We start from the raw sequence: 24,317 nt of genomic DNA on the forward strand, positions 1-24,317 counted from the left end.
AAAGAGGGGCGGCAGTAACTTGAGTAATTTAATCAACCGGCTTGCTATTGGTGCATATGTGTATCCCGGCTGGCATGCGTGCCCTGAACGTGACCGTAATTTCCCTCATGGCTGGTGCGAGTGGGATCTTGTACTGAATGCGCCTTCCCGTTTTGCAGAACACAATCAACCTCGTATCCCGTTGTATGGGCCATACGATGATTCACTCCCTTCCACCTCACAAAAACAGGTCTGTCTTGCCCGTGAATACGGGATCGATTTTTTTGTTCACGGATTTTTCTGGTCAAGAGGAAAACGGGTATTGGGCGCGGCGCTTGATAACGGTTTTCTCGGCAAAGGCGGGGGCGGCGATTTCCCGTTCTCACTTATGTGGGCGAATCGAATGCCACGTGGTGTTTTGCCTGTCAGGCATGATCATGGACCGGAAATAGATCCAGGCAGATTGGTATATACCGACCCCGATGATTTTATGGAATTGATTCAATATCTTGAAGAAAGATATTTTTCAAGGACGAACTATTTTCTCATTGATAACATGCCGTTGTTTTCCATTTTCGACAGTGCCTTTTTTTTACGGCAACTGGGAGTTGACCTTGCCTGCAAAGCGATAAAACGGGCGAAAGAGTATCTTGTGAGAAAAGGGTACCGGGGACTACATATCATGGCGATCAATCCGCCGGTGACAATGATCATGGAATTTAAAAGAGCAGGCTTTGACAGTTTAAGCCATTACGTGTGGCTGCCTGAGTGGAAAGGTGGGTATCTGCAGGATTATGGCGAACTGACTGGTATCCGAAGCGGTGAATGGAACTATTTTGCCGAAGGATCAAACCTTGCCTATTATCCTTCCGTGTCTCCCGGCTGGGATGCTTCGCCACGCGGAGAATTACATGGAAACCAAAAACCCTTCCGCTATCCATGGTGGCCAATTGTGGTGAATGAACATCCGGAACTGTTTTCAGGATTTCTCAGGAAAGCAATACATTATACAATGAGAAACAACACGACTCCGCTTTGTTTTATAGCGTCATGGAATGAGTGGAGTGAAGGGCATTATCTGGAACCTGACGCCCGTTTTGGCACGGCATGGCTTGAAGCGGTGAGAAAGGAGAAACACAATGCCATCTGAGTGGGCCTTCGTGTCTGTTGACATGGAAATTGCGAATATCTGTCGCGCTGAATGCCTTCTCTGTCCGCGCGACTCAATAACACGGCAAACAGGCATAATGAGTGAAGAAACATTTAAAGCGATAAGTGAAAAACTCGTCAGGGAAGGAAGCCTCATAACGTTTTCCGGTATGGGAGACCCATTATCGCATCCGATGGTATTTGAATGGATACGGGAACTACGCGGTAGTGGAGGCGATGTTGGCATTGTTGTTAATCCGGCATCATTAGGGGACACTATTTCTCCTGCGCTTGTTCAGGCAAGGCCAAATGTCATCACACTCTCTTTTCCCAGCTTGAGAAAAGATGTTTTTGGAATATTGTGCCCGGGGACGCCTTATGATCAGGCGATAGCGCGGGCTATGGAGTTGATAAATCTATCTGCGGGAAATGTCGGACTCCGAATTACAGGGATACGCACAGAAATGAATCAGGATGAGCATGAAGCGTATGAGCGCTTCTGGAGGGGTGTGGGTATTCCTTCATCCATGGTTGCCTGCCATGGTCGTGGCGGTAATGTAAGGGCGCCAGGCGTATATGAACGGCGTGACTATGGGACTAAAACGGGGAATTGCGGGCTTTTCAGGTATCATACGTTTATTACGTGGGAAGGAAATGTACTTGCATGCTGCCATGATCTTACCGGCGCCGCTTTGTTGGGGAATCTCGTTGACAGCGAAATATGCGAAATCGCTGCCCGCAAAAGAAAAATGTTGAACAATGGAATATCCTTTACTGTGTGTATGCAGTGCGATGAACCATTAAGAAATTTAAACCCGCCTATTGAGGATATGCCTCCACAAAACAGAAAAGAGCGAAGGACGTTTTTCCGGAAAATGAAATTAAAAAAAAGGCAACAATTTCAAAATTCCTAAGTTGGCATAGCCGGAACCAAAAAAGCACGAAATACGAAAACCGTCATAAGCTGTAATACTTTAGTTTTTTGAAAAATTCCAACAATCGCAATGTGGGGGCGAAGCATTTGCTGTAATTTGTTCATAACGTTTTCCGGTATGGGAGACCCATTATCGCATCCGATGGTATTTGAATGGATACGGGAACTACGCGGTAGTGGGGGCGATGTTGGCATTGTTGTTAATCCGGCATCATTAGGGGACACTATTTCTCCTGCGCTTGTTCAGGCAAGGCCAAATGTTATCACACTCTCTTTCCCCAGCTTGAGAAAAGATATTTTTGAAAGATTGTGCCCGGGAACGCCTTATGATCAGGCGATAGCGCGGGCTATGGAGTTGATAAATCTATCTGCCGGAAATGTCGGACTCCGAATCACAGGGATACTCACAGAAATGAATCAGGATGAGCATGAAGCGTATGAGCGCTTCTGGAGGGACATGGGTATTCCTTCATACATGGTTGCCTGCCATGGCCGTGGCGGTAATGTAAGGGCGCCAGGCGTATATGAACGGCGTGACTATGGGGCCAAAACGGGGAATTGCGGGCTTTTCAGGTATCATACGTTTATTACGTGGGAAGGAAATGTACTTGCATGCTGCCATGATCTTACCGGCACTGCTTTGCTGGGGAATCTCGTTGACAGCGAGATATGCGAAATCGCTGTCCGGAAAAGCAAAATGCTGAACGATGGAATATCCTTTACTGTGTGTATGCAGTGCGATGAACCATTAAGAAATTCAAATCCGCCTATTGAGGATATGCCTCCACAAAATAGAAAAGAGCGAAGGACGTTTTTCCGGAAAATGAAATTAAAAAACAGGCAACAATTTCAAAACTCCTAAGTTGGCATAGCCGGAACCAAAAAAGCACGAAATACGAAAACCGTTAAGCTGAATACTTTAGTTTTTGAAAAATTCCAATAATCGAATGTGGGGACCAATTTCACTAATTTGTCCTAAATGCATTTTGCTCAAACGGGCAAATGCTCGCCCCTGATTTTCAAAAAACTGTACGAATGTGATAGTAGACCAATTTCGCCATTAAATATTCTGCTCTGAGATACATTCGTTCATTGCATTCTTTCATTTTCATGCTTTGTATGCATCATTGTTAAAAAGCACAAATCGCACCAGGCGAATGCCTGAATGATTTTTTAAATACCCGATTACCGTTTTCAATGCGATTTTCGAGGCTTTATCAATGGGATATCCGTATGCGCCGGTACTTATTGAAGGGAATGAAATGCTTCTGACAGCATGATCAGAGGCGGCTTTCAGACTATTTCGATATGCGTTTTCAAGCAGCACCTGTTCATTTTTTTCCCCTCCCCGGTAAACGGGACCTACTGTATGAATAACATATCGCGCTTTTAAATGTCCACCTGCAGTCACCCTTGCCTCTCCGGTTGGACACCCTCCGATTTTTTTGCATTCTTCCAGTATTTTGGGTCCGCCCACCCTATGTATTGCGCCATCGACCCCGCCACCGCCTAAAAGCGTAGTATTTGCCGCATTTACAATTGCATCAGTATCCTGCAGTGTAATATCGCCTATGGTAAGTTCAAGAGTAGAATCATTAATAACAATTTTTGACATAATATGATGCCTTAAAAAAAGTACAAAAAAAATGTAACACTTTAGTTTTTTTGAAAAAACAAAAATACTCGTGCAATGGTAATGGAAGCTCTCGCTTCCATTTAGCAAGAATTATTCAGCTCAAAATAGGACGCCAAATATCTTGATAACATAGTGAAAAGTACAAGCTGACATAGGCCCATTCTCTTTTCCATTCGAAGCTGGAGCTTCTCAAACAATCCCGTTCCCAAGCCGGAGCTTGGAAACGAGCGGTTTTTTTCATAGAACTAAAGTGTTACAAAAAAATAAAATCACCACGGAGTAAGCAGTTGACAGAGATACTGATAACACCGTATAGTGTGGAAATTATTGCACAGTTTACACTATCTTGAAAGAAATAACAAATCGGGGATTTTAGCATGGAGGTAAGAGAAGCTATTCAAAAACGCCGCAGTATAAGAAAGTTCAAACCGGATCCGGTCCCGGATGAATTGATACTACAATTATTGGAAAGCGCCAGGCTTGCGCCTTCCGGTTCAAATACGCAACCGTGGAGGTTTATCATTGTTAGAGATAGTGAGGCAATTAAAAAATTGCAGACTGCTGCATACAACCAGCGTCATGTTGGCCAGGCGCCGCTTATTATAGCGTGTTGCGCTGATAAAAAGGCTTTTGGAGAATTTCCCCAGAGGATAGATGAGCTGATTGAAGCAGGCGCTTTACCTGCAAAATCGCGGGAAGTATTTGTTCCGTCGTTAAAAAAAGGGGGGTTGGATCAAGATATAAAGTGGCACCTGTTAATAGCCGCAACGGGAAATACCGATATCGCAATTGAGCACATGGTTCTGCAGGCGGTTGAGTTGGGGTTGGGTACTTGCTGGGTGAGATGGTTTGAAGATAACAAGGTGAAAGAGATTTTAGAAATACCACAAACCATTGAAATTATTGCATTACTTCCCATCGGTTATCCTGATGAGACACCCCCTCAACGGCCAAGATTCAGTCTGGATAAAATTACTTATTATGAAAAGTATGGCTTGGGAAAAGGGCGCCAGTAAATAACCTTGACAACGACATATGAACAACTCACGACTAAAATGAAGTGGAAGTATCCCTGTAGTAACTAAAGAGACAGCGAAAAGCTAAAGTGTTACGATTTTTCAGAAAACCAGATTATTACACTATTGTTTATCATTACCCCATTAACCCTTTTTTAGCAGGTGATTTTGTATGAAGATCAATATGATTATTTTGTCTTTTATAACAATGTTTATTACACAAACAGCATCATACGCAGGCAACCAGGCGACAAACAGCGCCCTCAATGATCAGGTTTCGGTAGAGGTTGTCGTCTATAATAACAACACGGGTTTCATAAGAGACACGAGAAATATCTCCCTTCCTGTGGGTGAAGGTGAGTTATATGTGAGTGATATTGCGTCACAGATCATTCCTCAAACAGTCTCTGTTGCTTCTTTGACTGAACCTGACAAATTTTCTTTACTGGAACAATCGTTTGAATATGATCTTATAAATACAAATAAACTGCTTGATAAATATGTGGGGAAAACAATTAAACTTCAGATATGGAATAAATACCATGACAGAAAGGATACAATCGCTGCTACGCTGCTGAATAATACCGATGGCCAGATTTTCGAAATAGACAATGAACTATACTTAGAGCATCCGGGGATAAAAATCCTGCCGGAGTTGCCGGACAAACTGTTTACTGTACCTACACTCACTTGGCTTTATAAAAACACATCGGAAAAACCCCACACACTGGAGATTTCTTATCTGACGAATAATATGAATTGGCATGCGGATTACCTTATGACCATCAACGAAGAGGAGACAGCCGCGCAATTATCCGGATGGGCAACAATAAACAATCAGAGTGGTGTACTGTATAAGAATGCCAGGTTTTCACTTGTGGCGGGAGATGTTCATCGTTTACCGGATGTTCAAAGAAAACGCGCCTTTGCAATGGCAGAGATGCAGATGGCGGTATCCCAGCAATTCGAAGAAAAGGGGTTTTTCGAATATCACACCTATAGTTTACAACGAAGTACTACCATCGGAAATAATCAAACAAAGCAAATTCGTTTATTTGATGCATCGAATGTAACGATTCGGAAGGAATTCCTTGTACACGGAAACATGTATTCATATACAAGACCTTTTAGGGATGAAAAACAAAAACAAGACGTAAATGTCCTTTTAAACTTTAAAAATACGAAGGAAAGTAATCTAGGTATGCCTATCCCCGGCGGCGTTATTAGATTCTTTAAACAAGACAAAGACGGCGCCATTCAGTTTATCGGCGAAGACCAAATAAATCATACACCGGTACATGAAGAAATAAAGGCAAACATTGGAAAAGCATTTGACGTAACCGTTGAACGAATACAGATAGATTATAAACAGATCACCACAAAAATCCACGAAACAGAGTGGGAAATTTCGATAAGAAATCATAAAGAAGAAGATATAGTAGTTGGTATTGTTGAGACGTTGCCAGGAAACTGGAGTATTATAAGCAATAGTCATCCGTATAAGAAAACAGACGCATTTACCATACGCTTTGATATTGAAGCGCCCAAAGGCAAAGAAGTGAAGGTTTCATACCGCATAAAGGTGGGATTGTAATGTAACGTGAAAAGAATTACGGTTGCAGCGGCATGATGACCGGCTCAAAAATAAGACTACAAAAAATAGCTCAAGCACTGGTACTGCAATATAATATGGCTATAAAACCATTTTCATCGTTTCTGGGTGTTGCAAATGCAACATGATGACTGATGACTTATTTTGTCATTATAAGTGGAAGCGGATTATAAATCCGATGCTCTATCCATCATACCAAAATCACATGCTTGTCATTACAAGGGCATCCGCTTGTCGTTGCAAGGGTATACGCTTTGTCATTGCAAGGGTCTCTCAGCTTGTAATTGCGAGGGTCTCTCAGCTTGTAATTGCGAGGGTCTCCGCTTGTAATTGCGAGGGTCTCCGCTTGTAATTGCGAGGGTCTCCGCTTTGTAATTGCGAGGGTCTCTCCGCTTGTAATTGCGAGGGTCTTTTCCGAAGCAACCTCATAAACCGTCATAGAGCTCCTTCCATCCTGCATTCATTACATTAATTAATTCTATTTTTTTAGCCCTTGAGCCACCCTTAATTTGCTTCTCCCGCGATATGACGTTTCTTACGTCACGAAATATCTCGTAGTATACTGTGATTGCTTCGGAAAAGACCCTCGCAATGACAAGCTGATGCCCTTGCAATGACAAGCTGATACCTTTTGGATGGCCCTATACATTTGAACCAGTACAGAAACAGAAATGCCAGATGTTTCCGACTCGGAAGTAAGGCTACAAAAAATAGCTTAAATACATATACTACAACACGATATGGTTATAAAACCATTTTCATTGTTTCTGGGTGTCGCAAGTGCGACATGACGAGTGTTGTTGATGTTAATGTATAGACGCAAGCAATGCGTCTCTGCAAAAATATTGAAAATTCCTAAACTGGCATAGCACGAAATACGAAACAAATTCTAACATTCTCTCCCCTTGTCCCCTTCAAAGGGGGAGAATGTTCCCCCGCTGACGCTGGTAGAGGGGAGGAGGATTGAAATTTAGCATTTAGGACTTCACCATTAAATATTTTGCCAAAAAGCACGCACTGACGAATGGAAGTGTGCAAAGAAATTACTGCCAAGGTACTAAACGTTAAAATAGCTACAAAAAAATAGCCTGATATGCAGTACTTATCCATCGCATATCAGGCTATTGAACTAACTTCAACACTTCGCAGCATCCCCCCTTTCTTTTCACAGAAGGTTTCGGAGATATCTATACTACTAACAGTAACATCTCAAAGACTACAACGCACTTTATTGTACTTGTTAATTTTTGCTGCACGGGTCTTCTTTTGATGTTACTGGCTACTTCAAAGATCATTTAAATGGAACAGGGAGCGGTCGTTTAAAAACTTATAACAAACAGCTTTTAAATCACACTTTCTTAGGCACATGTTTTCCTTCTCGACTATGCCTTGAGGAACGTTGAACCTCAATAACTCTCTCCCCGTTCCGATAGTATTATATCACATAAATTCATTTTTACGAGGAAACCCCGAAATAAATATTTTATATGAATGTCGAGCAGCTCTTGCCCGAGTTTTCAGCTTTTGAGGTGCATGTTTAATCGCGGGCTGTGATGGTTCAAGTATTCTATATTTCCAATGAATAAATTTGTAACATTTTATTTTGGAAAAAATCTGCCTATAGGGGATATGATTTGTAGTGGCAAGGAGTGCTTTGTCACTACATTAAATGTTTAGAAATTTTCAATATTTTTATTTAAGCAATAAACAACCCAACCCCTTACCCTTCTCCATATAGAGGAATTTGATAAGTCCCCTCTTGGGAGGGGATTGAGGGGTGGGTAAAAAGAATGCCGTTGGTTTTTTGCCTTTTAACAGCCCTACCTAATTTTGCAGAAACGCAAGCACACGTTATCCATTTAATCCAAAAGCAGGCATGTATTTTATATACACCCAAAATAGGGTATTTACAAAGGTAAATTTTAAATATATCCTTAAAAATAAGTTTTTTTGTAACACTTTAGTTTTTTGAAAAAGTAGGGGCGAAGTATTTGCCCGTTTGAGTATGAACCTATTTGTAACAATTTATAGCAAATGCTTCGCCTCTACACTATACGGCTAACATCGCTATTGTTTTAATTTTTCAAAAAATTAAAGTGTCACGTTTTTTAAAAAAGGCATTTTTGTTTTCCTTTTTTTAGTTAAGAAATGAACGAACCCACTCCAACCTTTCCCAAGAGGGGAAATTTGATAAGTCCCCTCTTGGGAGGGGATTGATGGGTGGGTAAAAAAGAACGCCGTTGAGTTTTTACCTTTTAAAAACCCAACCTTATTTTAACCTTGACCTCGCGATTTTAGCGTGAACGCCAGGTTTGCTGCACAATCACACAAAAGAAGGAGGTACAACATGACAAGAATTTTAGTTCTTTATTATAGCATGTATGGCCATGTCGAAACTATGGGGGAAGGGGGGGGTGGGGGGGGGGGCCCCCCTCAAAAACACAGGGGAATCCCAAACACGCGCCCCCCCTTGTGGGGGGGGGGGGGGTGGGAAGGCGCGGCCCCGCCCCCCCCCGCCCGCGGGGGGGGGGGGGGGGGGGGAGGGGATCCCCCACCAAATCAAACCCTTCCCCCCCCCCCCCCCCCCCTCCTTTTTCTGTGCGCATACACACTCTCTTTCTTTGCTCGGTTGGGTTGGGTTGGGGGGGGGGTGGGTTGGTTGGTGGGGGGGGGGTTCCCCCTCCCCCCCCCCCCCACCCCCCAACAAAAAACAAAATAACCCCCCCCCCCCCCTGTTACACCACGGTATGATCATCGTGGGAGTGCCCTATTCATGTCAGGAAATAATGAACATGAGCGAAATCACCGGCGGGTCACCCTATGGAGCGAGTACTCTTGCTGATATAGATGGTAGTCGTCAGCCGTCGGAGAATGAAAAAAAAATCGCCCGTTTCCAGGGAGCTCACGTGGCGGAAATTACCAGAAAGCAAACGGCCTGACAACTTGCCTGGGTAATAAATAAAAAGCATTGGTGGTGTATTTGGAAATATCGGTTTCCCCATAGATCAAAACATAGAAAATTTTCAAAAACAATAACTAATAAGTGGGATAGGTAAGAATAAAGAAGACATAATGTGGGGGAAATGGAAGATGTTTTCCCTCAGGAACGTGGAGATGGAAGGGAAAATCTGATCAAAATTTGTTTGTATTTAATCTGGTATCAAATCAAATTAAGATAGGAGTTTGATATGGTATATGTAAATATTGGAAATTTAGTTAAAAGAGGGGGAAGATTGTTTGGGTATGAAATTATTTAAAAATTATAAAAAAGAAACGGTATCCATGCGTAAATATTGGTAACACTTTAGTTTTTTGAAAAAGTAGGAGCGAAGCATTTGCCCGTTTGAGTATGAAATTATTTATAACAATTTATAGCAAATGCTTCGCCTCCACACTATTGCGGCAAACATCGCTATTGTTGGAATTTTTCAAAAAACTATAGTATTACAAAATATTGCGAAAACGTGAGTAGAAAACACGAATAGGGTATTTTAAAACGCGCATACTGAAATGAAGGATCTAAAAAATGAAACAGGTAAAAGTTGTTCTACAGGTAGTATCTTTAGTATTTTATATCTCTGAAACATTGCTGGCAGCAGACTATAGCGGTGAATACTATTCTTGGGATACTATAAAGAAAAATACGTGCCAGGAATATTATGGCGGGGAAGTTGTTTCCGGTGACACCATCAATAAATTTGAACAATCAGGCAGTTCGATTACCCACTACATTGCGGATTGGTCGCAGTGGAAGAAGAATTGAAAGTCATTCGACGGCATCTATACTGTCATCTTGGAAGGTACCGTACAGGGTAACATTATAAAAACAAGCTACCGTATTAGTGGGGGTGGGTCTACTGTGAAACTAACGTGCAAATTTAAAATGAACGGAACCTCCTCCGGAAGCGGCTCGGTTAAAATGAAAGTTAGTGGAAACTTAAGCTGTAAATTGCGGGCAAAAATGGAGCTTGAACCTGCGTCAAATAAATATTCCAAAAGCCGTTATGAACTTATTTCAATAGATAACGATTTTTCAAAAGATATTCTTCCAGATGGGTCTCTGCCCGATATCATACTGGAATTAGAAACACTCATGATGAATACCACAGAGGATTCGAATATTAATATGAGATGATATACTGCAAAGACCCACAATAAATGAACCAGAGATTCTCAGCTTAAGTGAAATTATTGGCGCCACACCTTTCGCCATTCATTCGCCATCCATCTTTTGGAATCAGGTTATGACATTAGTACTATTCAAGAATTGCTGGGACACAAGGATGTTAAAACTACTATGATTTACACGCATGTGCTGAATTACTGTTCAAAAGGAGTGCGAAGTCCAATTGATGAACCAAAAGCGGGGTCTTTATACTGATCAGTCTAATTATTGTTGGGCGCCAGAAAATAAACAGCAGGAATAGTCCTGCCTCTACGGGTGCATTCCCGATTTTTTGCAAAAAAACAATAAGTAGGGGTTAACAGTAACGTAGAGACAGGTTTCAAACCTGTCTTTTACCGCTTGAAAATGACAGAAACAACCCTGACAGGGTTCCAAACCCTGTCAGGGTTAATCAAGCAAGATGTTTGCGATACAATACCTGTTCGCCAACAGGTAGGTGCGAATATTTGCAAAAAATCAGGAATACACCTGCCTCCACTTATGAAAACGGGAAGGAGCACATTATGAAAGCATATGTACTGAATGAAGCAGGGGCCGTTGAAAATCTGGTTCTGAGAGAAGTCGAGAAGCCTGAGATCATTACTATAGCATGTATGGCCATGTCGAAACTATGGCGAAAGCGGTGGCTGAAGGCGTGCGCTCCGTCGAAGACACAGAGGTCATCATAAAACGCGTGCCCGATCTTGTGCCGGAAGAGGTGGCACGAAAGGCTGGCGCAAAGCTCGATCAGGCGGCGCCGATTGCGGAAGTGGAAGAGTTGCCGAACTACGATGCAATCATATTCGGCACGCCGACACGCTTCGGCAATATGTGTGCACAGATGCGCAATTTCCTGGATCGGACCGGCCAGTTGTGGCTAAGCGGCAGTTTGATTGGCAAGGTGGGCAGCGTGTTCATATCCACTGCCACACAACACGGCGGACAGGAGACCACAATTACCTCATTCCACACCACATTGTTACACCACGGTATGATCATCGTGGGAGTGCCCTATTCATGTCAGGAAATAATGAACATGAGCGAAATCACCGGCGGGTCACCCTATGGAGCGAGTACTCTTGCTGATATAGATGGTAGTCGTCAGCCGTCGGAGAATGAAAAAAAAATCGCCCGTTTCCAGGGAGCTCACGTGGCGGAAATTACCAGAAAGCAAACGGCCTGACAACTTGCCTGGGTAATAAATAAAAAGCATTGGTGGTGTATTTGGAAATATAGGTTTCCCTATAGATCAAAACATCAGAACTCCTGAAGTGCCTTTTTTGTCAAAAAGTACCTAAGCTAACTAATTACAGTGGGATAGGTAAGAATTCAATAGAAGACATTACCATTGTGGGTGAAATGAAACCCTGTTTTACTCCCTGGAGGAACGTGGAGACTGGACAGATAGAATTCATAAAATTGTTTGTATTTAATCTGGTATCAAATCAAATCCACCAGATAGAGTTGATCATGGTATCCATGCGTAAATATTGGTAACACTTTAGTTTTTTAAAAAAGTAGGGGCGAAGCATTTGCCCGTTTGGGTATGAAATTATTTATAACAATTTATAGCAAATGCTTCGCCTCCACACTATTGCGGCAAACATCGCTATTGTTGGAATTTTTCAAAAAACTATAGTATTACAAAATATTGCGAAAACGTGAGTAGAAAACACGAATAGGGTATTTTAAAACGCGCATACTGAAATGAAGGATCTAAAAAATGAAACAGGTAAAAGTTGTTCTACAGGTAGTACTTTAGGTATTTTATATCTCTGAAACATTGCTGGCAGCAGACTATAGCGGTGAATACTATTCTTGGGATACTTATAAGAGAAAATACGTGCCAGGAATATTATGGCGGGGGAAGTTGTTTCCGGTGACACCATCAATAAATTTGAACAATCAGGCAGTTCGATTACCCACTACATTGCGGATTGGTCGCAGTGGAAGAAGAATTGAAAGTCATTCGACGGCATCTATACTGTCATCTTGGAAGGTACGCGTACAGGGTAACATTATAAAAACAAGCTACCGTATTAGTGGGGGTGGGTCTACTGTGAAACTAACGTGCAAAATTAAAATGAATGAACACCTCCTCCGGAAGCGGCTCGGTTAAAATGAAAGTGAGTGGAAACTTAAGCTGTAAATTACGGGCAAAAATGGAGCTTGAACCTGCGTCAAATAAATATTCCAAAAGCCGTTATGAACTTATTTCAATAGATAACGATTTTTCAAAAGATATTCTTCCAGATGGGTCTCTGCCCGATATCATACTGGAATTAGAAACACTCATGATGAATACCACAGAGGATTCGAATATTAATATGAGATGATATACTGCAAAGACCCACAATAAATGAACCAGAGATTCTCAGCTTAAGTGAAATTATTGGCGCCACACCTTTCGCCATTCATTCGCCATCCATCTTTTGGAATCAGGTTATGACATTAGTACTATTCAAGAATTGCTGGGACACAAGGATGTTAAAACTACTATGATTTACACGCATGTGCTGAATTACTGTTCAAAAGGAGTGCGAAGTCCAATTGATGAACCAAAAGCGGGGTCTTTATACTGATCAGTCTAATTATTGTTGGGGGCCAGAATAAATGAACGCAGGAATAGTCCTGCCTCTACGGGTGCATTTCGATTTTTGCAAAAAAACAATAAGTAGGGGTTAACAGTAACGTAGAGACAGGTTTCAAACCTGTCTTTTACCGCTTGAAAATGACAGAAACAACCCTGACAGTGCCAAACCCTGTCAGGGTTAATCAAGCAAGATGTTTGCGATACAATACCTGTTCGCCAACAGGTAGGTGCGAATATTTGCAAAAATCAGGAATACACCTGCCTCCACTTATGAAAACGGGAAGGAGCACATTATGAAAGCATATGTACTGAATGAAGCAGGGGCCGTTGAAAATCTGGTTCTGAGAGAAGTCGAGAAGCCTGAGATCAAGGCAGACGAAGTGTTGGTTGAAACGAAAGCAATCAGCATTAACCCGGTAGATGTAAAAGTGAGACGGATGGATGAAACCATAACTACGATTATGGGTACGGAAGATCGTCCGGTCATCCTTGGCTGGGATATTGCCGGAATCGTTGTTGCGGTCGGCGAAGAGGTCAGCGGATTTGAGGTTGGCGACAAGGTGTTCGGCATGGTTAATTTTCCAGGCCAGGGCAAAGCCTATGCCGAGTACGTTGCATCACCGGCCTACCACATCGCTGTTATGCCGGAAAAGGTAACATTCGAAGAAGCTGCGGCAACCACACTGGCCGCACTGACCGCACTGCAGGTGTTACGGCCTCGTGTCAAAAAGGGTGACCGCATTCTAATCCACGCCGGTTCTGGTGGTGTTGGACATTTCGCAATTCAGATGGCCAAGGGACTCGACGCATATGTGATTGCCACCTCCTCTGCCAGGAACCGCGATTTCATCATGTCACTCGGCGCAGATGAGCACATTGACTACCGTGAGCAGAAGTTCGAAGAGGTCCTGTCGAATATAGACTTCGTCCTTGACGGCATTGGTGGTGAGGTCCTTGAGAACTCTCTTAAAGTCGTCAAAGGCGGTGGCAAAATCGTCTCCTTGCCCACCCATCAATTCCCGGAAGATATTCAGTTAGAGGCGGACCAACGCAAGATCAAACTGGAGTTCATCCTTGTCCAGTCGAGCGGTGAAGACATGAATACCCTGAAAGCTATGCTCGAAAACGACGAACTGAAACCTCACGTTTCAAAAATCTTCCCGTTTGAGAATATGGCGGATGCCCATGTACAAATTGAATCCGGTCGAACTGTGGGCAAAGTGATTGTTAAGCTATAAGAAGACTTCGTACAATACCGCGCCGAACAATCTATGTCCCCCGCTGGCGGGGGTGCAGGGGCATAAGCGCTAACTTGTTTTAGGTATGCTCGAAGTATTTTGATATCTGTGTTTTTCGGATTCTTGTATTTTCTGCTAAAGAACAAGCAATGTCATTCCAGCACTTAAGAACTTCCTGTAATGATAACGCTGGTTCTATAGCCCGTTTTACTTGATTAAGCATAAAAGCAAATTCACGCCATTTGCTTTTAGTCTTCTTGCTTGACAATGAAGTATCCCCAGGGGGAAAAAGACGTAGCAAAATCTATTAGTTTTTCTGTCAAAAGAGCAACGAATAGTTTGCCATAAAGCCAAGCTTTTGAGCTATCATCATCGTATTTAGGTAAGTGTCCAAATTGTGCTATTTGTTTAAATCTTTTAAAGACCAGTTCAATTTGCCATCGAACTCGATACCATTCTAAGATATCAAAAGCGGTAAATTGATTTTCAGGAAACGTTGTGAATACTATTACGTACTTGGCATAAATAAGGGTCTCCGGTTTTAGTTCAATGCCCTTTTTGCTTGCATGTCTTTTAAGTTTTTTATGAGCTATTTTAATGGCTTCTTCTGTTTTGCGTATTATACAAAGACGACCTTTGACATATTCAGTATTATCAACGTTTGGAATAAAAACGTTCCATGATTTTATAGCAAGGGGTCTTTTTAAATATTGGATTTCTTTCAATAAAGGAAAGGGTTTCTTTTCTTCGCCGAATATCCGTAGAGATTGCGAATTAACTCTAACGCTAAGATAAGCGCCTTTCCTTGTTGCATGATGAATTCCTTGGCCAGTACAGTAACCTCTGTCAGCTATAATATAATCATCTTTTTTCATCGGAAACTGCCGAAAAGATTCTCCTGTGCCTTCTCCTTCAGTTCCCGTAAGTTTAAAGAAATCGCAAGATAATGAAGGAACCTCAATACTATAATGAATGCGCCAAAGACTTCCTGTTTTCCCAGGTTCCTTTACTGTTGTTGCATCAAATAAGCGAAGATGAAAATTATTCCGTTTATTAATTTGGAGGCCACGCTCACGGAATAAAGATAAACATAATTTATATAGCCATTCTTTGCTCTTTTTTAATCGCTTTAATAAGGCAACATCGGATAAATCTGCTAAGTTAGCACGCTTGGCTCGAACTACTGTTTCACGCAATGAATAGCCACATCCTAAATGAATTAATAATGTTCGAAGAAGCTTTTCTTCAGATTTATCCTTGCGCAAGCCTTTTAAAGCATTTGTATCAACGGCTAAACTTTTCCAATCGTTTGGGAAGAAAGTTCTTAGAAGATCCCAATCTTCTCTCATCATGGCTTTATCCTCCTATAGAGTGATTAGCGGGATAATTAACATAAAAATACCATGATGAATAAAATTTGTCAATAAAACAAGTTAGCGCTTATGGGGTGCAGGGGGTGGACTGGATTTCTCCATCGATTCAACTACCCCTTTATTATGAAAACAAATTTGACCCTCTTTCCCACGCTCCGCAGACTGGTCAAATGTACAATTTTATCCTGTTTTGTAACATGCATTTCCACGCAGAGCGTAGGACTATGAAAAGAAAAACTTATGACTATTCATGTTATAAACCTCTCAGATTTCCTCCGCAGACAATTCCACCCCCTTAATCCCCCGCCAGCGGGGGACAGGCTTGCCACATCCCTTGCGGCTTTCATGCCCTTGTGGGGTCGATCCAGGCAAATGTGCATTCCAGGTTTTTTGTGACTTCTGCCATGTTTTAATGAAACGTACAGTAGTATTAACCCCTGGCAGCGTTGTTTTGCTCCAATCACACATACGGTCACAAAAAATCGGGAATGCGCCTTATTGCCGGGTGCATTCCTGATTTTTTGTAAATATTCGCACATGCCTGTTGGTTGACAGATATTGTATAGCAAACATCTTGTTTAATTAACCCTGTCAGGGTTGTTTCTGTCATTTTCAAGCGGTAAAAGACAAGTTTGAAACCTGTCTCTACGTTACTGTTAACCCCTACTGATTGTTTTTTTGCAAAAAATCGGGAATGCTCCCCGCAGAAATACACCCGATGAATCAAATATCTGAATGCGATGATTGTCGGTATCGGCAACTATTATGTTGCCGGCGCTGTCCGTCGCAACACCACTAGGAAGTCTAAATTCTCCATCAACAAGGCTAAGGAAGCCGAATTTAAACAGAAACTGGTATTCCATATCCCCTCCGCCGTTACTGGATAGTAACTCATTGGTTTTTGTCTTTGCGGTTATGGAATCAGCCTCAGACGTGTTGCTTTTTCCATAAGGGGTTATTCCTCTACCGCGCCGGTAGTTTGCCGGTCTTTTCCCTTTGCCTTTTATGCCATTCCTCTCCAACACAGGGTGTTGCGAAGCTGCTTTCAATGCGGTGTGATCCCCTCTTCTTTTCTCCATCAATTGATGAAACAATTCCACCATGGCCGGCGGCTCCTCCTGATTGCGGTTATATTCACTGTGATTTTCAGAAAGGCCGTCAGGGATAGCAGCCGATACATATTTGCCTGACGTCTCATGCCCGTAGAAAAAACTATCAGATAAAAATACTATCACCAAAAGAACTAACATGGGTATTCCGATAAGCCGTTTGTTTTCCCTCATTATTACAGCCTCCTTTTTATTAAATCAGCGTGCATCTTTCATTACGTTTTTATTAAAAAAACATTACATAAATCCTGCAAAACACGACAGAGCCGTGTTGTCTGGTTCAGGGATAACGTAACCAGCGTCAAATGCTTGCTGTTGACTATTACCGCGTGACAGGCAAGCACAGAATTTACTTTTTATATTTACTGCTCACCTTTAAAGCTTACGCTGCCATTTGTGTTGAGGGTTGTTTTTACCGGGTCTTTAATCTTTATGCGGAAATTTGTTTTAATATCTCCTTTTATAGTATTTCCGTTAGAAGTCCCTGTGATTGTCATTTTTTTGATGCTTATCGAGAAATCAGAGTCGTTTAGGCCTATTAAATAAAAATTTTTCATAATCCCATCTATAACTTCCTGCTTGTCTGTTTTGATTTTGAAAGTATTATTTCCCGTGTCTTCCCACTCACTCTTAATACCCAGGGCTTCTCCTTTAAATTCTCCGTTACTCGAAAGCGTCCATGTATCCTCTGCTATTTTAATCTTGTCCGCCTTAATGGTTACTTTGTAAACACCCGGCACAACTGCCCCAAATAAAGATGTTTGACACAGAGCCAAGCATAGTAACGGGATTAACGGTAAAACCCTAAGACAGCTTTTAAAACAACTCCCTCTCTTCTTTAACTTCATTCAACTCTCCTTATAAATAAAACATAGATGTCCTGTATGACAAAAAAATGAATAAACAATCGATAGCGTGGCGGGGAATAACAACCTGAAATGTATTTTGGAAAAGAAACAGAAATACCTTTCTTAAAAAAGAAATATTTTGCACTGTATATTAAAAATAAGCCTCTGCCAATACCCTATTTTGGGTGTATATAATGTACCCCAAAAACTGGACAGCACCGGACAGAACTTCTGGCTAAACATATCGTGGCGCCCACGTGGCGTGCAGTGTCGGACTTTGGCGGAACGACGCTTCGTCTTCAAAAACAATCAGCGCTTTTTCTTCAGCGGCTTTTTTTTTAATGTGGGGTAAGTGTACCGGGTCCACTTGTTACGAGCGACAGGATCGGCCTTTACTAATCGATAGGTTGGGCGCTGGAAAGAAATTCCAATCTGCTTCAAGAGCTTCCGCACATGCCCCGGATGATATTCGAGGCCAAACTCATTTTCGATTGTCTTTGCAATGATTACGGATGTCCATACCCCAGTATCATAGCCATAAGCAATGGGGCCGCTCTCAACAATATCAAGGAGCCTTTCTTTTTCATCCAGACTTAGTCCGGCTGGTCGCCCGCAGCGGTGTCCCTCTAATAAGCCGTCAATTCCGTATTGATTCCACGTGCGAATCCATGCTGGAACATTGGTGCGGTTTACTTTTAAAGTCTCCGCAACGTCTCCGGGTGGGCGGCCTTCCAGGTTAAGAATAACCGCATGCAATCGCGTTGCCATTCGATACGCAGAATCTTCCTGAGCTGATTTTTTCAACGCGACTAACTTCTTAATCGTTTGCCGATTCCCCTTTGCTTTCAAGGCTTGCATAAGGCCTCCGTTTTGTAATGTATTATTATTTATACGCACAAGAGGCCATAATGTAACCTTTTTTATTTCGTTGTCAATATTCATTTCCATACAAGCACCGTGAAATATGGCTTACGAAGAAATGATGTATATTTAATTATGCGCAGTTATATAGTGTAGTGTGCGTGACAAAAGGTTTGCTTCCTTATAACCCCACGCGCCCCTTTCCTGTAATGAAGCATAAATTGACCGGCTCCTAAATTTCGTTTCATGTGCACAGAATGGCAACTGGGAGCATTCTTGATTTTTTGTAACAGTTTAGATTTTTGAAAAATAAAAATGCTCGTTCCCAAGCTCCGCAGACTGGGTCAAATGGGCAATTTTATCCTATTTTACGACAGGCATTCTCCACTTTAATGGGAAAACAGCACTAAATAGGGTCGAAAACAGGCATAATGCGAAGAGTTGTCCCCACTTTTGAGACAATAAAGTTCATTTGACCCAGTCTGTCCGGCTTGGGAACGTAATTGCGTTGGAAGCTCTAGCTTCCATTTAGCCGGCAAGCGAAGCTTCGTGTATTATTCGATTCAAAAGAGGTTTCCAAATATCTTGGGTAACATACTGAAAAGCCTCCAAGCTGACATTATGGGTTCATTCCCTTTTCCATTCGAAGCGGGAGCTTCTCAAACAATCCCGTTCTCAAGCCGGAGCTTGGGAACGGGCGGTTTTTTTCATAGGACTAAAGTATTACAATTCTTTGTAAAAAAACAAAATGTGTGAAGATATACAAAAAATCGGGAATGCACCCATGGCAACTCCGTTTTTTTCTTTGTGTAATTTATATACCTTCTGATATTTTGAAAGGTGAAACAGTTGCCATTTTCAGAATACTAAACTGTTGCAAAAAATGTAATTGTAATAAGAATCCTTTGTCGGAAAATCATGTGAAGCAACGGGAATATTTTTGTGGATTAACCTTGCACAAAACGCTTTAATAATAATGCTCCACATAAAAATTTGACTACAAGTTTGTTTTTGGAAATTCCGGCAAGAACGATGTATGTGACACTGTAAGGGGTGAAGCATTTGAAATAGTCAAATACTGCTCAAGGATCCACATCCTTCGTCCCTGCTTTGTCAAAGCATAAATTGTTACAAGAGCCGTGACTGTTTCGACGGAGGAAAAAAAGTTATAACACACACCTTTAAAGAAATAGTATTCTCCATCATTAAGGAATCTATCGTATGGAACAAAATTTACAGAACCTGCTGAACCGAATACAAAAAGAAGGTATTGATAAAGCGGATAAAGAGGCAATGAGGATCATCTCAGACGCCAGAGAAAAAGCTGCCGGGATAGTAAAAGAAGCGGAAATGAAGGCAAAAGAAATGCTTGAAAAGGCGGAGCTTGACGCCAGGTTGTTTGCCGAGCATGGCGCCAAAACTATAGCACATGCGGGAAGAGATGTTCTAATAACCGTAGGCAAAGGCATTGATACCCTGTTTAGAGAAATAGCCTTTCATTCTGTAGGCGAGGCGCTTTCACCTGATACCCTTATTCAGATGATGATAAAGCTGGCGTCTGCATATGCAGAAAAGGGGTTTGCGGAAGGCAGGATCAATATGCTGCTTAGTCCGGAAGATCAAAAAACGGTGGTAAAATTGTTTATGGAAAAATACCGGGAACAGTTTCGGGAAGGAATAGAAATACATGTTGATGATAAAATAATCAAAGGATTTAAAGTGTCGATGAAATCTGACGCCGTATTTCACGATTTTACACAGGAAGCGATTGCTGATGCTATTTGTTATTTTCTAAAACCACACCTTGCCGGGATTATTCACCGCGTTGCAAATGACATTGCGAAGGAGGATTGAATGGCCTATTATTATCTGGTCGCAAGCCTTATTCCGCTTACTTTAGAGGGTGATGTTTCATTCACCCCCAGGGAATTCTTTGAGTCATGCAAAAATATGCTTGCTTCTCAGGACAGGAAGGATCTCGAATACGTTATAGACGGGCGGCCAGAATCCGCACGGCATGCATTTGTCAGGAAATGGCTTTACGCTGAAAATCAGTTGAAAAATGCCCTTGCTGCGGCTAGATCTGCAAGATTAAATATCGATTCACATCAGTTCCTGCGGGGAGATAAGAAGATTGACATAAATGCTGCGAAGATTGTTGCAGAGGCGCTCAGCAAACACAATCCCCTCGATAAAGAACGTGCTTTGGACAAATATCGATGGAAACTCCTTGATGATATGGCAAGGGCTGATTTTTTCGGCATGTCATCCATTTTTTCTTATGTGATTAAGCTGAAATTGATAATGAGGTGGAAATCATTGAATGATGAAAAGGGGCGTGAAGTGTTGGAAAAACTCATTGTGACTAATTCCGGGGAAATATGCTATGGGATGTAAATGCGGAAGCATTGAAAGTGCAAATTGCCACTGCGGAAGAATTGTAGGCATAAACGGCAATATGATAACCGTAGAATTTTATGGAATGTTAAGGCAGAATGAACTGGCTTACATTATGCTGGAAGATGTACGTCTGAAGGCGGAGGTTATACGGATAAGGGGCCGTTATGCCGACGTGCAGATACTGGAAGATCCGAGATGGTTGAAAGTAGGGGGGCATGTTGATTTTTCAGGAGAACTACTGGCGGCAGAGCTGGGACCCGGTTTGCTTACACAAATTTTTGACGGTCTTCAAAATCCTCTTCCTGAACTTGCAAGAGAGTGCGGTTTCTTTTTAAAACGTGGGGTATACATGGACGCCATTCCGAGGGATAAGGAATGGAAATTTACACCTGTCGTAAAAAAAGGAGATGTGCTAAGAGCCGGCGACTCCATTGGCACTGTGCCTGAAGGGATTTTTTCTCACCGCATCATGGTGCCTTTTTCGCTCCGCGGCAGATATTGCGTTGAATGGGTCGCGGGGCATGGCTCATACCGGGTGGATGAGACAATAGCGGAGCTAAAGGATAGTAAAGGAGCGCTCGTAAAGGTGACTATGGTTCAGAAGTGGCCGGTTAAAGTACCCCTGAAATGTTACAGTGAACGGCTGATGCCTACGGAAACCCTTATGACAAAGATCAGAATTCTTGACACGTTTTTTCCGGCGGCAAAGGGGGGGACGTTTTGTGTTCCAGGTCCTTTTGGCGCGGGCAAGACGGTGTTGCAGCAGCTTATAAGCAGAAATGCGGATGCTGATATTGTTGTTGTCGCCGCATGCGGAGAAAGGGCTGGGGAAGTGGTGGAAACGCTTCGTGAATTTCCGCGGATTACCGACCCACGAACAGGAAAAAGTCTTATGGAACGAACGGTGATTATTTGCAACACCAGTTCAATGCCTGTGGCAGCCCGCGAGGCTTCTGTATATACTGGGGTGACGCTGGCGGAATATTACCGGCAGATGGGATTGCACGTATTGCTGCTGGCGGATTCCACATCACGGTGGGCGCAGGCGCTTCGGGAAGTATCGGGGCGTATGGAAGAAATACCGGGCGATGAAGCATACCCCGCCTATCTTGAGTCTGTTATTGCCGCATTTTATGAACGCGCGGCGATAGTGAGACTGCATGACGGATCTGTGGGGTCTGTTACCATAGGCGGCACTGTCAGCCCCGCCGGCGGAAATTTTGACGAGCCGGTTACGCAGGCAACTCTCAAAGTAGTCGGTGCATTTCATGGGTTGTCAAAAGAACGTTCAGATGCGAGAAGATACCCCTCCATTCATCCCCTTGAAAGCTGGAGCAAGTACAATGGTATTGTTCAGGCGGAATACCTGCTGTTGGCGCTAAAAATCCTCAGAGACGGCAATGATATTGCACAGATGATGAAGGTGGTGGGCGAAGAAGGCACGTCTATTGATGACTTTATCACTTACCTGAAAAGCGAGTACCTTGACGCTGCCTACATGCAGCAAAATGCGTTTCATGTCGTGGACGTGGCATCTTCGGGCGAAAGGCAAAAATATACATTTGGCAAGATGGTAAAAATACTTGGCGCGAAAATGTCGTTTGCCGGCAAAGATGCAGCGAGGGCTTTTTTCCATACGCTGACACAAAAAACAAGAGATTGGAATTATACCGCCATGGAGTCTGATGAATTTCAGGCGATCGAAACGGAATTGGACAAAATGCTCGGGGGGGAAAGTGCGCAGGATATACAATAAAATTGAACAAATTGTCGGGAACGTTATCACTGTTATTGCCGAAGACGTTTCCTATGGAGAACTGGCAAAAATAACAACAGCGGAAGGTAGTTCCATTGCCCAGGTTATCAGGCTTGAAGGTGACAGGGTGTCACTGCAAGTCCTTGCGGGAACTAGGGGAATGTCCACAAACGCCGAGATTAATTTTCTGGGACATTCGATGAAAACGCCGTTTTCTAAATTCCTGCTCGGACGTATCTTTACCGGAAGTGGAGAACCGCGCGATAAGGGACCGGCAATTACTGAAAATCTGATTGATATCGGCGGGCCTTCGGTAAACCCTGTTAAACGTATAATTCCTGAAAATATGATACAAACAGGAATCCCAATGATTGACGTATTTAATACCCTTGTGGAATCACAAAAACTCCCGATATTTTCCATTGCCGGAGAACCATACAATCCCCTGCTGGCGAGGATTGCGCTGCAGGCAAAAGTGGATATCATCATACTTGGCGGAATGGGGCTTAAATATGATGATTATCTTTTTTTCAGAGATATTCTGGAGAAAAGCGGCGCTATAACAAGGTCGATACTTTTTATTCACACGGCGGCTGATCCCACGGTTGAGTGTATTCTTGTGCCGGATTTGTGCCTTGCGGTTGCAGAACAGTTTGCCTTGCAGGGGAAACGGGTGCTGGTCTTACTGACTGACATGACAAATTTTGCCGATTCTATTAAAGAAATCGCAAATACGATGGAACAGATACCTTCAAACCGGGGCTACCCAGGCGACCTGTACAGTCAGCTTGCATCGCGATACGAGAAGGCGGTCAATTTCGAGGGCGCAGGGTCTATCACCATCCTTGCCGTGACGACAATGCCGGGCGACGATGTTACGCATCCGATACCGGACAATACCGGCTACATTACCGAAGGGCAGTTTTATCTGAAGAACGGAAGGATAGAGCCTTTTGGTTCGCTGAGCCGCCTCAAACAACATGTTAATAACAAAACACGCGAAGACCATCGCGCCATTATGGACTCCATGATACAGATATATGCCAGGTATAAAGAAAGTATCGAAAAACAGTCCATGGGATTCCGGATGAGCGCATGGGACAACAAGTTGTTGAAATATGGCGAACGTTTTGAACGCGAAATGATGGATTTGAATGTCAATATCCCTTTGGAACAAGCCCTTAACCTTGGGTGGCAAATACTTGCAGATTGCTTTCAGCCTGCTGAAACGGGTATTACAACAAGGTTGATTGAAAAATTCTGGCCGGCTGCCGCACGCATTGGTGCTTCATAATATTATCGTAACTTCTCAATAAACTGAGATTAACAACCCCTTTACCCCTTATATTATGTGGGATACTGTACAGCCGGCAATAGGCAAAATTACAGATTGTTGATTGAGGACGGGTGCATTCTCGATTTTTTGTATATCTTCACACATTTTGTTTTTTTACAAAGAATTGTAATACTTTAGTCCTATGAAAAAAACCGCTCGTTCCCAAGCTCCGGCTTGGGAACGGGTTTGTTTGAGAAGCTCCAGCTTCGAATGGAAAAGGGAATGAACCCATGATGTTAGTTTGGAGGCTTTTCAGTATGTTATCCAAGATATTTGGAAACCTCTTTTGAATCGAATAATACACGAAGCTTC

The 24,317-nt window shown here is 42.7% G+C and carries 23 protein-coding genes and 2 pseudogenes; 17 read left to right on the plus strand and 8 right to left on the minus strand.

Translation table 11 applies throughout. The features are described 5' to 3' along the window. Positions 1-19: 19 nt before the first annotated feature. The 3 genes from M5U24_RS11885 to M5U24_RS11895 all read left to right on the plus strand — a co-directional run bounded on the left by M5U24_RS11885 (position 20) and on the right by M5U24_RS11895 (position 2,924). Positions 20-1,129 carry a glycoside hydrolase family 99-like domain-containing protein gene (locus tag M5U24_RS11885; RefSeq protein WP_157820705.1) on the plus strand — a complete coding sequence of 370 codons (1,110 nt, stop codon included), beginning with the start codon at positions 20-22 and terminating at the stop codon, positions 1,127-1,129. Then, complete coding sequence (locus M5U24_RS11890; RefSeq protein ID WP_298202546.1) at positions 1,119-2,042, plus strand: radical SAM/SPASM domain-containing protein; 924 nt, start codon at positions 1,119-1,121, stop codon at positions 2,040-2,042. The genes M5U24_RS11885 and M5U24_RS11890 overlap by 11 nt, the downstream gene beginning before the upstream one ends. 117 nt (positions 2,043-2,159) lie before the next feature. Further along, complete coding sequence (locus tag M5U24_RS11895) at positions 2,160-2,924, plus strand: radical SAM/SPASM domain-containing protein (RefSeq protein WP_298202548.1); 765 nt, start codon at positions 2,160-2,162, stop codon at positions 2,922-2,924. Between the two features lie 246 nt (positions 2,925-3,170). Here M5U24_RS11895 and M5U24_RS11900 read toward each other — a convergent pair whose 3' ends face one another. Next, positions 3,171-3,677, minus strand: coding sequence for an O-acetyl-ADP-ribose deacetylase (locus M5U24_RS11900; RefSeq protein WP_298202549.1), 507 nt, complete (start codon positions 3,675-3,677; stop codon positions 3,171-3,173). A 398-nt stretch (positions 3,678-4,075) separates the two neighbouring features. Between M5U24_RS11900 and M5U24_RS11905 the strand changes: the two genes are divergently transcribed. Both M5U24_RS11905 and M5U24_RS11910 read left to right on the plus strand, forming a co-directional pair. Continuing rightward, entirely contained in the window at positions 4,076-4,714 is a 639-nt protein-coding gene (locus M5U24_RS11905; RefSeq protein WP_298202551.1) for a nitroreductase family protein, read from the plus strand. Positions 4,715-4,886: 172 nt separating this feature from the next. Next, entirely contained in the window at positions 4,887-6,308 is a 1,422-nt protein-coding gene (locus M5U24_RS11910; protein WP_298202553.1) for a DUF4139 domain-containing protein, read from the plus strand. 208 nt (positions 6,309-6,516) lie between these two features. Here the strand turns inward: M5U24_RS11910 and M5U24_RS11915 are convergent, their stop codons facing one another. Then, positions 6,517-6,765 carry a hypothetical protein gene (locus M5U24_RS11915; RefSeq protein ID WP_099326490.1) on the minus strand — a complete coding sequence of 83 codons (249 nt, stop codon included), beginning with the start codon at positions 6,763-6,765 and terminating at the stop codon, positions 6,517-6,519. Further along, complete coding sequence (locus tag M5U24_RS11920) at positions 6,752-6,946, minus strand: hypothetical protein (protein WP_099326491.1); 195 nt, start codon at positions 6,944-6,946, stop codon at positions 6,752-6,754. Before M5U24_RS11920 ends, M5U24_RS11915 begins: the two co-directional genes overlap by 14 nt. 2,142 nt (positions 6,947-9,088) lie before the next feature. Between M5U24_RS11920 and M5U24_RS11925 the strand changes: the two genes are divergently transcribed. The 8 genes and pseudogenes from M5U24_RS11925 (at position 9,089) to M5U24_RS11960 (ending at position 14,322) form a co-directional block, all read left to right on the plus strand. Continuing rightward, positions 9,089-9,265, plus strand: a complete 177-nt coding sequence (locus M5U24_RS11925; protein ID WP_298202554.1) for a hypothetical protein — start codon at positions 9,089-9,091, stop codon at positions 9,263-9,265. Positions 9,266-9,852: 587 nt separating this feature from the next. Then, positions 9,853-10,089, plus strand: coding sequence for a hypothetical protein (locus tag M5U24_RS11930; RefSeq protein WP_298202555.1), 237 nt, complete (start codon positions 9,853-9,855; stop codon positions 10,087-10,089). A gap of 120 nt (positions 10,090-10,209) precedes the next feature. Beyond that, positions 10,210-10,461: a hypothetical protein gene (locus M5U24_RS11935; protein WP_157820706.1), complete on the plus strand. Its 252-nt coding sequence runs from the start codon at positions 10,210-10,212 to the stop codon at positions 10,459-10,461. A gap of 63 nt (positions 10,462-10,524) precedes the next feature. Then, positions 10,525-10,707: pseudogene (locus M5U24_RS11940) on the plus strand (tyrosine-type recombinase/integrase); the annotation flags it as partial. 394 nt (positions 10,708-11,101) lie between these two features. Next, positions 11,102-11,674 (plus strand): NAD(P)H:quinone oxidoreductase, encoded by a 573-nt coding sequence (gene wrbA / locus M5U24_RS11945; RefSeq protein WP_298202558.1) that lies wholly within the window; start codon positions 11,102-11,104, stop codon positions 11,672-11,674. A gap of 904 nt (positions 11,675-12,578) precedes the next feature. Next, entirely contained in the window at positions 12,579-12,827 is a 249-nt protein-coding gene (locus M5U24_RS11950; RefSeq protein ID WP_298202560.1) for a hypothetical protein, read from the plus strand. Between the two features lie 63 nt (positions 12,828-12,890). Further along, positions 12,891-13,073, plus strand: a pseudogene (locus M5U24_RS11955) (tyrosine-type recombinase/integrase); the annotation flags it as partial. Between the two features lie 304 nt (positions 13,074-13,377). Further along, positions 13,378-14,322, plus strand: a complete 945-nt coding sequence (locus M5U24_RS11960) for an NADP-dependent oxidoreductase (protein WP_298202562.1) — start codon at positions 13,378-13,380, stop codon at positions 14,320-14,322. Between the two features lie 248 nt (positions 14,323-14,570). On the opposite strand, the gene M5U24_RS11965 is transcribed toward M5U24_RS11960, so the two are convergent. From M5U24_RS11965 to M5U24_RS11985, 5 genes are all read right to left on the minus strand, one after another. Further along, positions 14,571-15,674, minus strand: coding sequence for an IS4-like element ISCku3 family transposase (locus M5U24_RS11965; RefSeq protein ID WP_099323887.1), 1,104 nt, complete (start codon positions 15,672-15,674; stop codon positions 14,571-14,573). 269 nt (positions 15,675-15,943) lie between these two features. Beyond that, a complete protein-coding gene (locus M5U24_RS11970; protein WP_099326497.1) occupies positions 15,944-16,234 on the minus strand; it encodes a hypothetical protein in 291 nt (96 codons plus the stop codon). 117 nt (positions 16,235-16,351) lie between these two features. Further along, entirely contained in the window at positions 16,352-16,978 is a 627-nt protein-coding gene (locus M5U24_RS11975; protein WP_197705244.1) for a hypothetical protein, read from the minus strand. 188 nt (positions 16,979-17,166) lie between these two features. After that, positions 17,167-17,652: a hypothetical protein gene (locus M5U24_RS11980; RefSeq protein WP_298202563.1), complete on the minus strand. Its 486-nt coding sequence runs from the start codon at positions 17,650-17,652 to the stop codon at positions 17,167-17,169. Between the two features lie 309 nt (positions 17,653-17,961). Further along, positions 17,962-18,510 (minus strand): winged helix-turn-helix domain-containing protein, encoded by a 549-nt coding sequence (locus M5U24_RS11985; RefSeq protein ID WP_169702782.1) that lies wholly within the window; start codon positions 18,508-18,510, stop codon positions 17,962-17,964. A 1,224-nt stretch (positions 18,511-19,734) separates the two neighbouring features. On the opposite strand from M5U24_RS11985, the gene M5U24_RS11990 reads away from it, so the two are divergent. The 4 genes from M5U24_RS11990 to M5U24_RS12005 are packed head-to-tail and all read left to right on the plus strand — an operon-like array spanning position 19,735 to position 23,963. Next, positions 19,735-20,367 carry a hypothetical protein gene (locus M5U24_RS11990; RefSeq protein ID WP_099326500.1) on the plus strand — a complete coding sequence of 211 codons (633 nt, stop codon included), beginning with the start codon at positions 19,735-19,737 and terminating at the stop codon, positions 20,365-20,367. After that, complete coding sequence (locus tag M5U24_RS11995; protein ID WP_099326501.1) at positions 20,368-20,910, plus strand: DUF2764 family protein; 543 nt, start codon at positions 20,368-20,370, stop codon at positions 20,908-20,910. Next, complete coding sequence (locus tag M5U24_RS12000) at positions 20,900-22,669, plus strand: V-type ATP synthase subunit A (RefSeq protein ID WP_099326502.1); 1,770 nt, start codon at positions 20,900-20,902, stop codon at positions 22,667-22,669. Before M5U24_RS11995 ends, M5U24_RS12000 begins: the two co-directional genes overlap by 11 nt. Further along, positions 22,650-23,963, plus strand: coding sequence for a V-type ATP synthase subunit B (locus tag M5U24_RS12005; protein ID WP_099326503.1), 1,314 nt, complete (start codon positions 22,650-22,652; stop codon positions 23,961-23,963). The genes M5U24_RS12000 and M5U24_RS12005 overlap by 20 nt, the downstream gene beginning before the upstream one ends. Positions 23,964-24,317: the final 354 nt, after the last annotated feature.

This window comes from Candidatus Kuenenia sp. (assembly GCF_027493735.1).
GTDB classification, from domain to species: Bacteria; Planctomycetota; Brocadiia; order Brocadiales; family Brocadiaceae; genus Kuenenia; species Kuenenia stuttgartiensis_A.

Excerpts from the sequence above, each read along its gene's own strand:
- M5U24_RS11890 (WP_298202546.1), top strand. The coding sequence starts at position 1,119 with ATGCCATCTGAGTGGGCCTTCGTGTCTGTTGACATGGAAATTGCGAAT.
- M5U24_RS11900 (WP_298202549.1), bottom strand. The coding sequence starts at position 3,677 with ATGTCAAAAATTGTTATTAATGATTCTACTCTTGAACTTACCATAGGC.
- M5U24_RS11905 (WP_298202551.1), top strand. The coding sequence starts at position 4,076 with ATGGAGGTAAGAGAAGCTATTCAAAAACGCCGCAGTATAAGAAAGTTC.
- M5U24_RS11910 (WP_298202553.1), top strand. The coding sequence starts at position 4,887 with ATGAAGATCAATATGATTATTTTGTCTTTTATAACAATGTTTATTACA.
- M5U24_RS11915 (WP_099326490.1), bottom strand. The coding sequence starts at position 6,765 with ATGACGGTTTATGAGGTTGCTTCGGAAAAGACCCTCGCAATTACAAGC.
- M5U24_RS11930 (WP_298202555.1), top strand. The coding sequence starts at position 9,853 with ATGAAACAGGTAAAAGTTGTTCTACAGGTAGTATCTTTAGTATTTTAT.
- M5U24_RS11935 (WP_157820706.1), top strand. The coding sequence starts at position 10,210 with ATGAACGGAACCTCCTCCGGAAGCGGCTCGGTTAAAATGAAAGTTAGT.
- wrbA (WP_298202558.1), top strand. The coding sequence starts at position 11,102 with ATGTATGGCCATGTCGAAACTATGGCGAAAGCGGTGGCTGAAGGCGTG.
- M5U24_RS11950 (WP_298202560.1), top strand. The coding sequence starts at position 12,579 with ATGAACACCTCCTCCGGAAGCGGCTCGGTTAAAATGAAAGTGAGTGGA.
- M5U24_RS11960 (WP_298202562.1), top strand. The coding sequence starts at position 13,378 with ATGAAAGCATATGTACTGAATGAAGCAGGGGCCGTTGAAAATCTGGTT.
- M5U24_RS11965 (WP_099323887.1), bottom strand. The coding sequence starts at position 15,674 with ATGATGAGAGAAGATTGGGATCTTCTAAGAACTTTCTTCCCAAACGAT.
- M5U24_RS11970 (WP_099326497.1), bottom strand. The coding sequence starts at position 16,234 with ATGTGCGAATATTTACAAAAAATCAGGAATGCACCCGGCAATAAGGCG.
- M5U24_RS11975 (WP_197705244.1), bottom strand. The coding sequence starts at position 16,978 with ATGAGGGAAAACAAACGGCTTATCGGAATACCCATGTTAGTTCTTTTG.
- M5U24_RS11980 (WP_298202563.1), bottom strand. The coding sequence starts at position 17,652 with ATGAAGTTAAAGAAGAGAGGGAGTTGTTTTAAAAGCTGTCTTAGGGTT.
- M5U24_RS11985 (WP_169702782.1), bottom strand. The coding sequence starts at position 18,510 with ATGCAAGCCTTGAAAGCAAAGGGGAATCGGCAAACGATTAAGAAGTTA.
- M5U24_RS11990 (WP_099326500.1), top strand. The coding sequence starts at position 19,735 with ATGGAACAAAATTTACAGAACCTGCTGAACCGAATACAAAAAGAAGGT.
- M5U24_RS11995 (WP_099326501.1), top strand. The coding sequence starts at position 20,368 with ATGGCCTATTATTATCTGGTCGCAAGCCTTATTCCGCTTACTTTAGAG.
- M5U24_RS12000 (WP_099326502.1), top strand. The coding sequence starts at position 20,900 with ATGGGATGTAAATGCGGAAGCATTGAAAGTGCAAATTGCCACTGCGGA.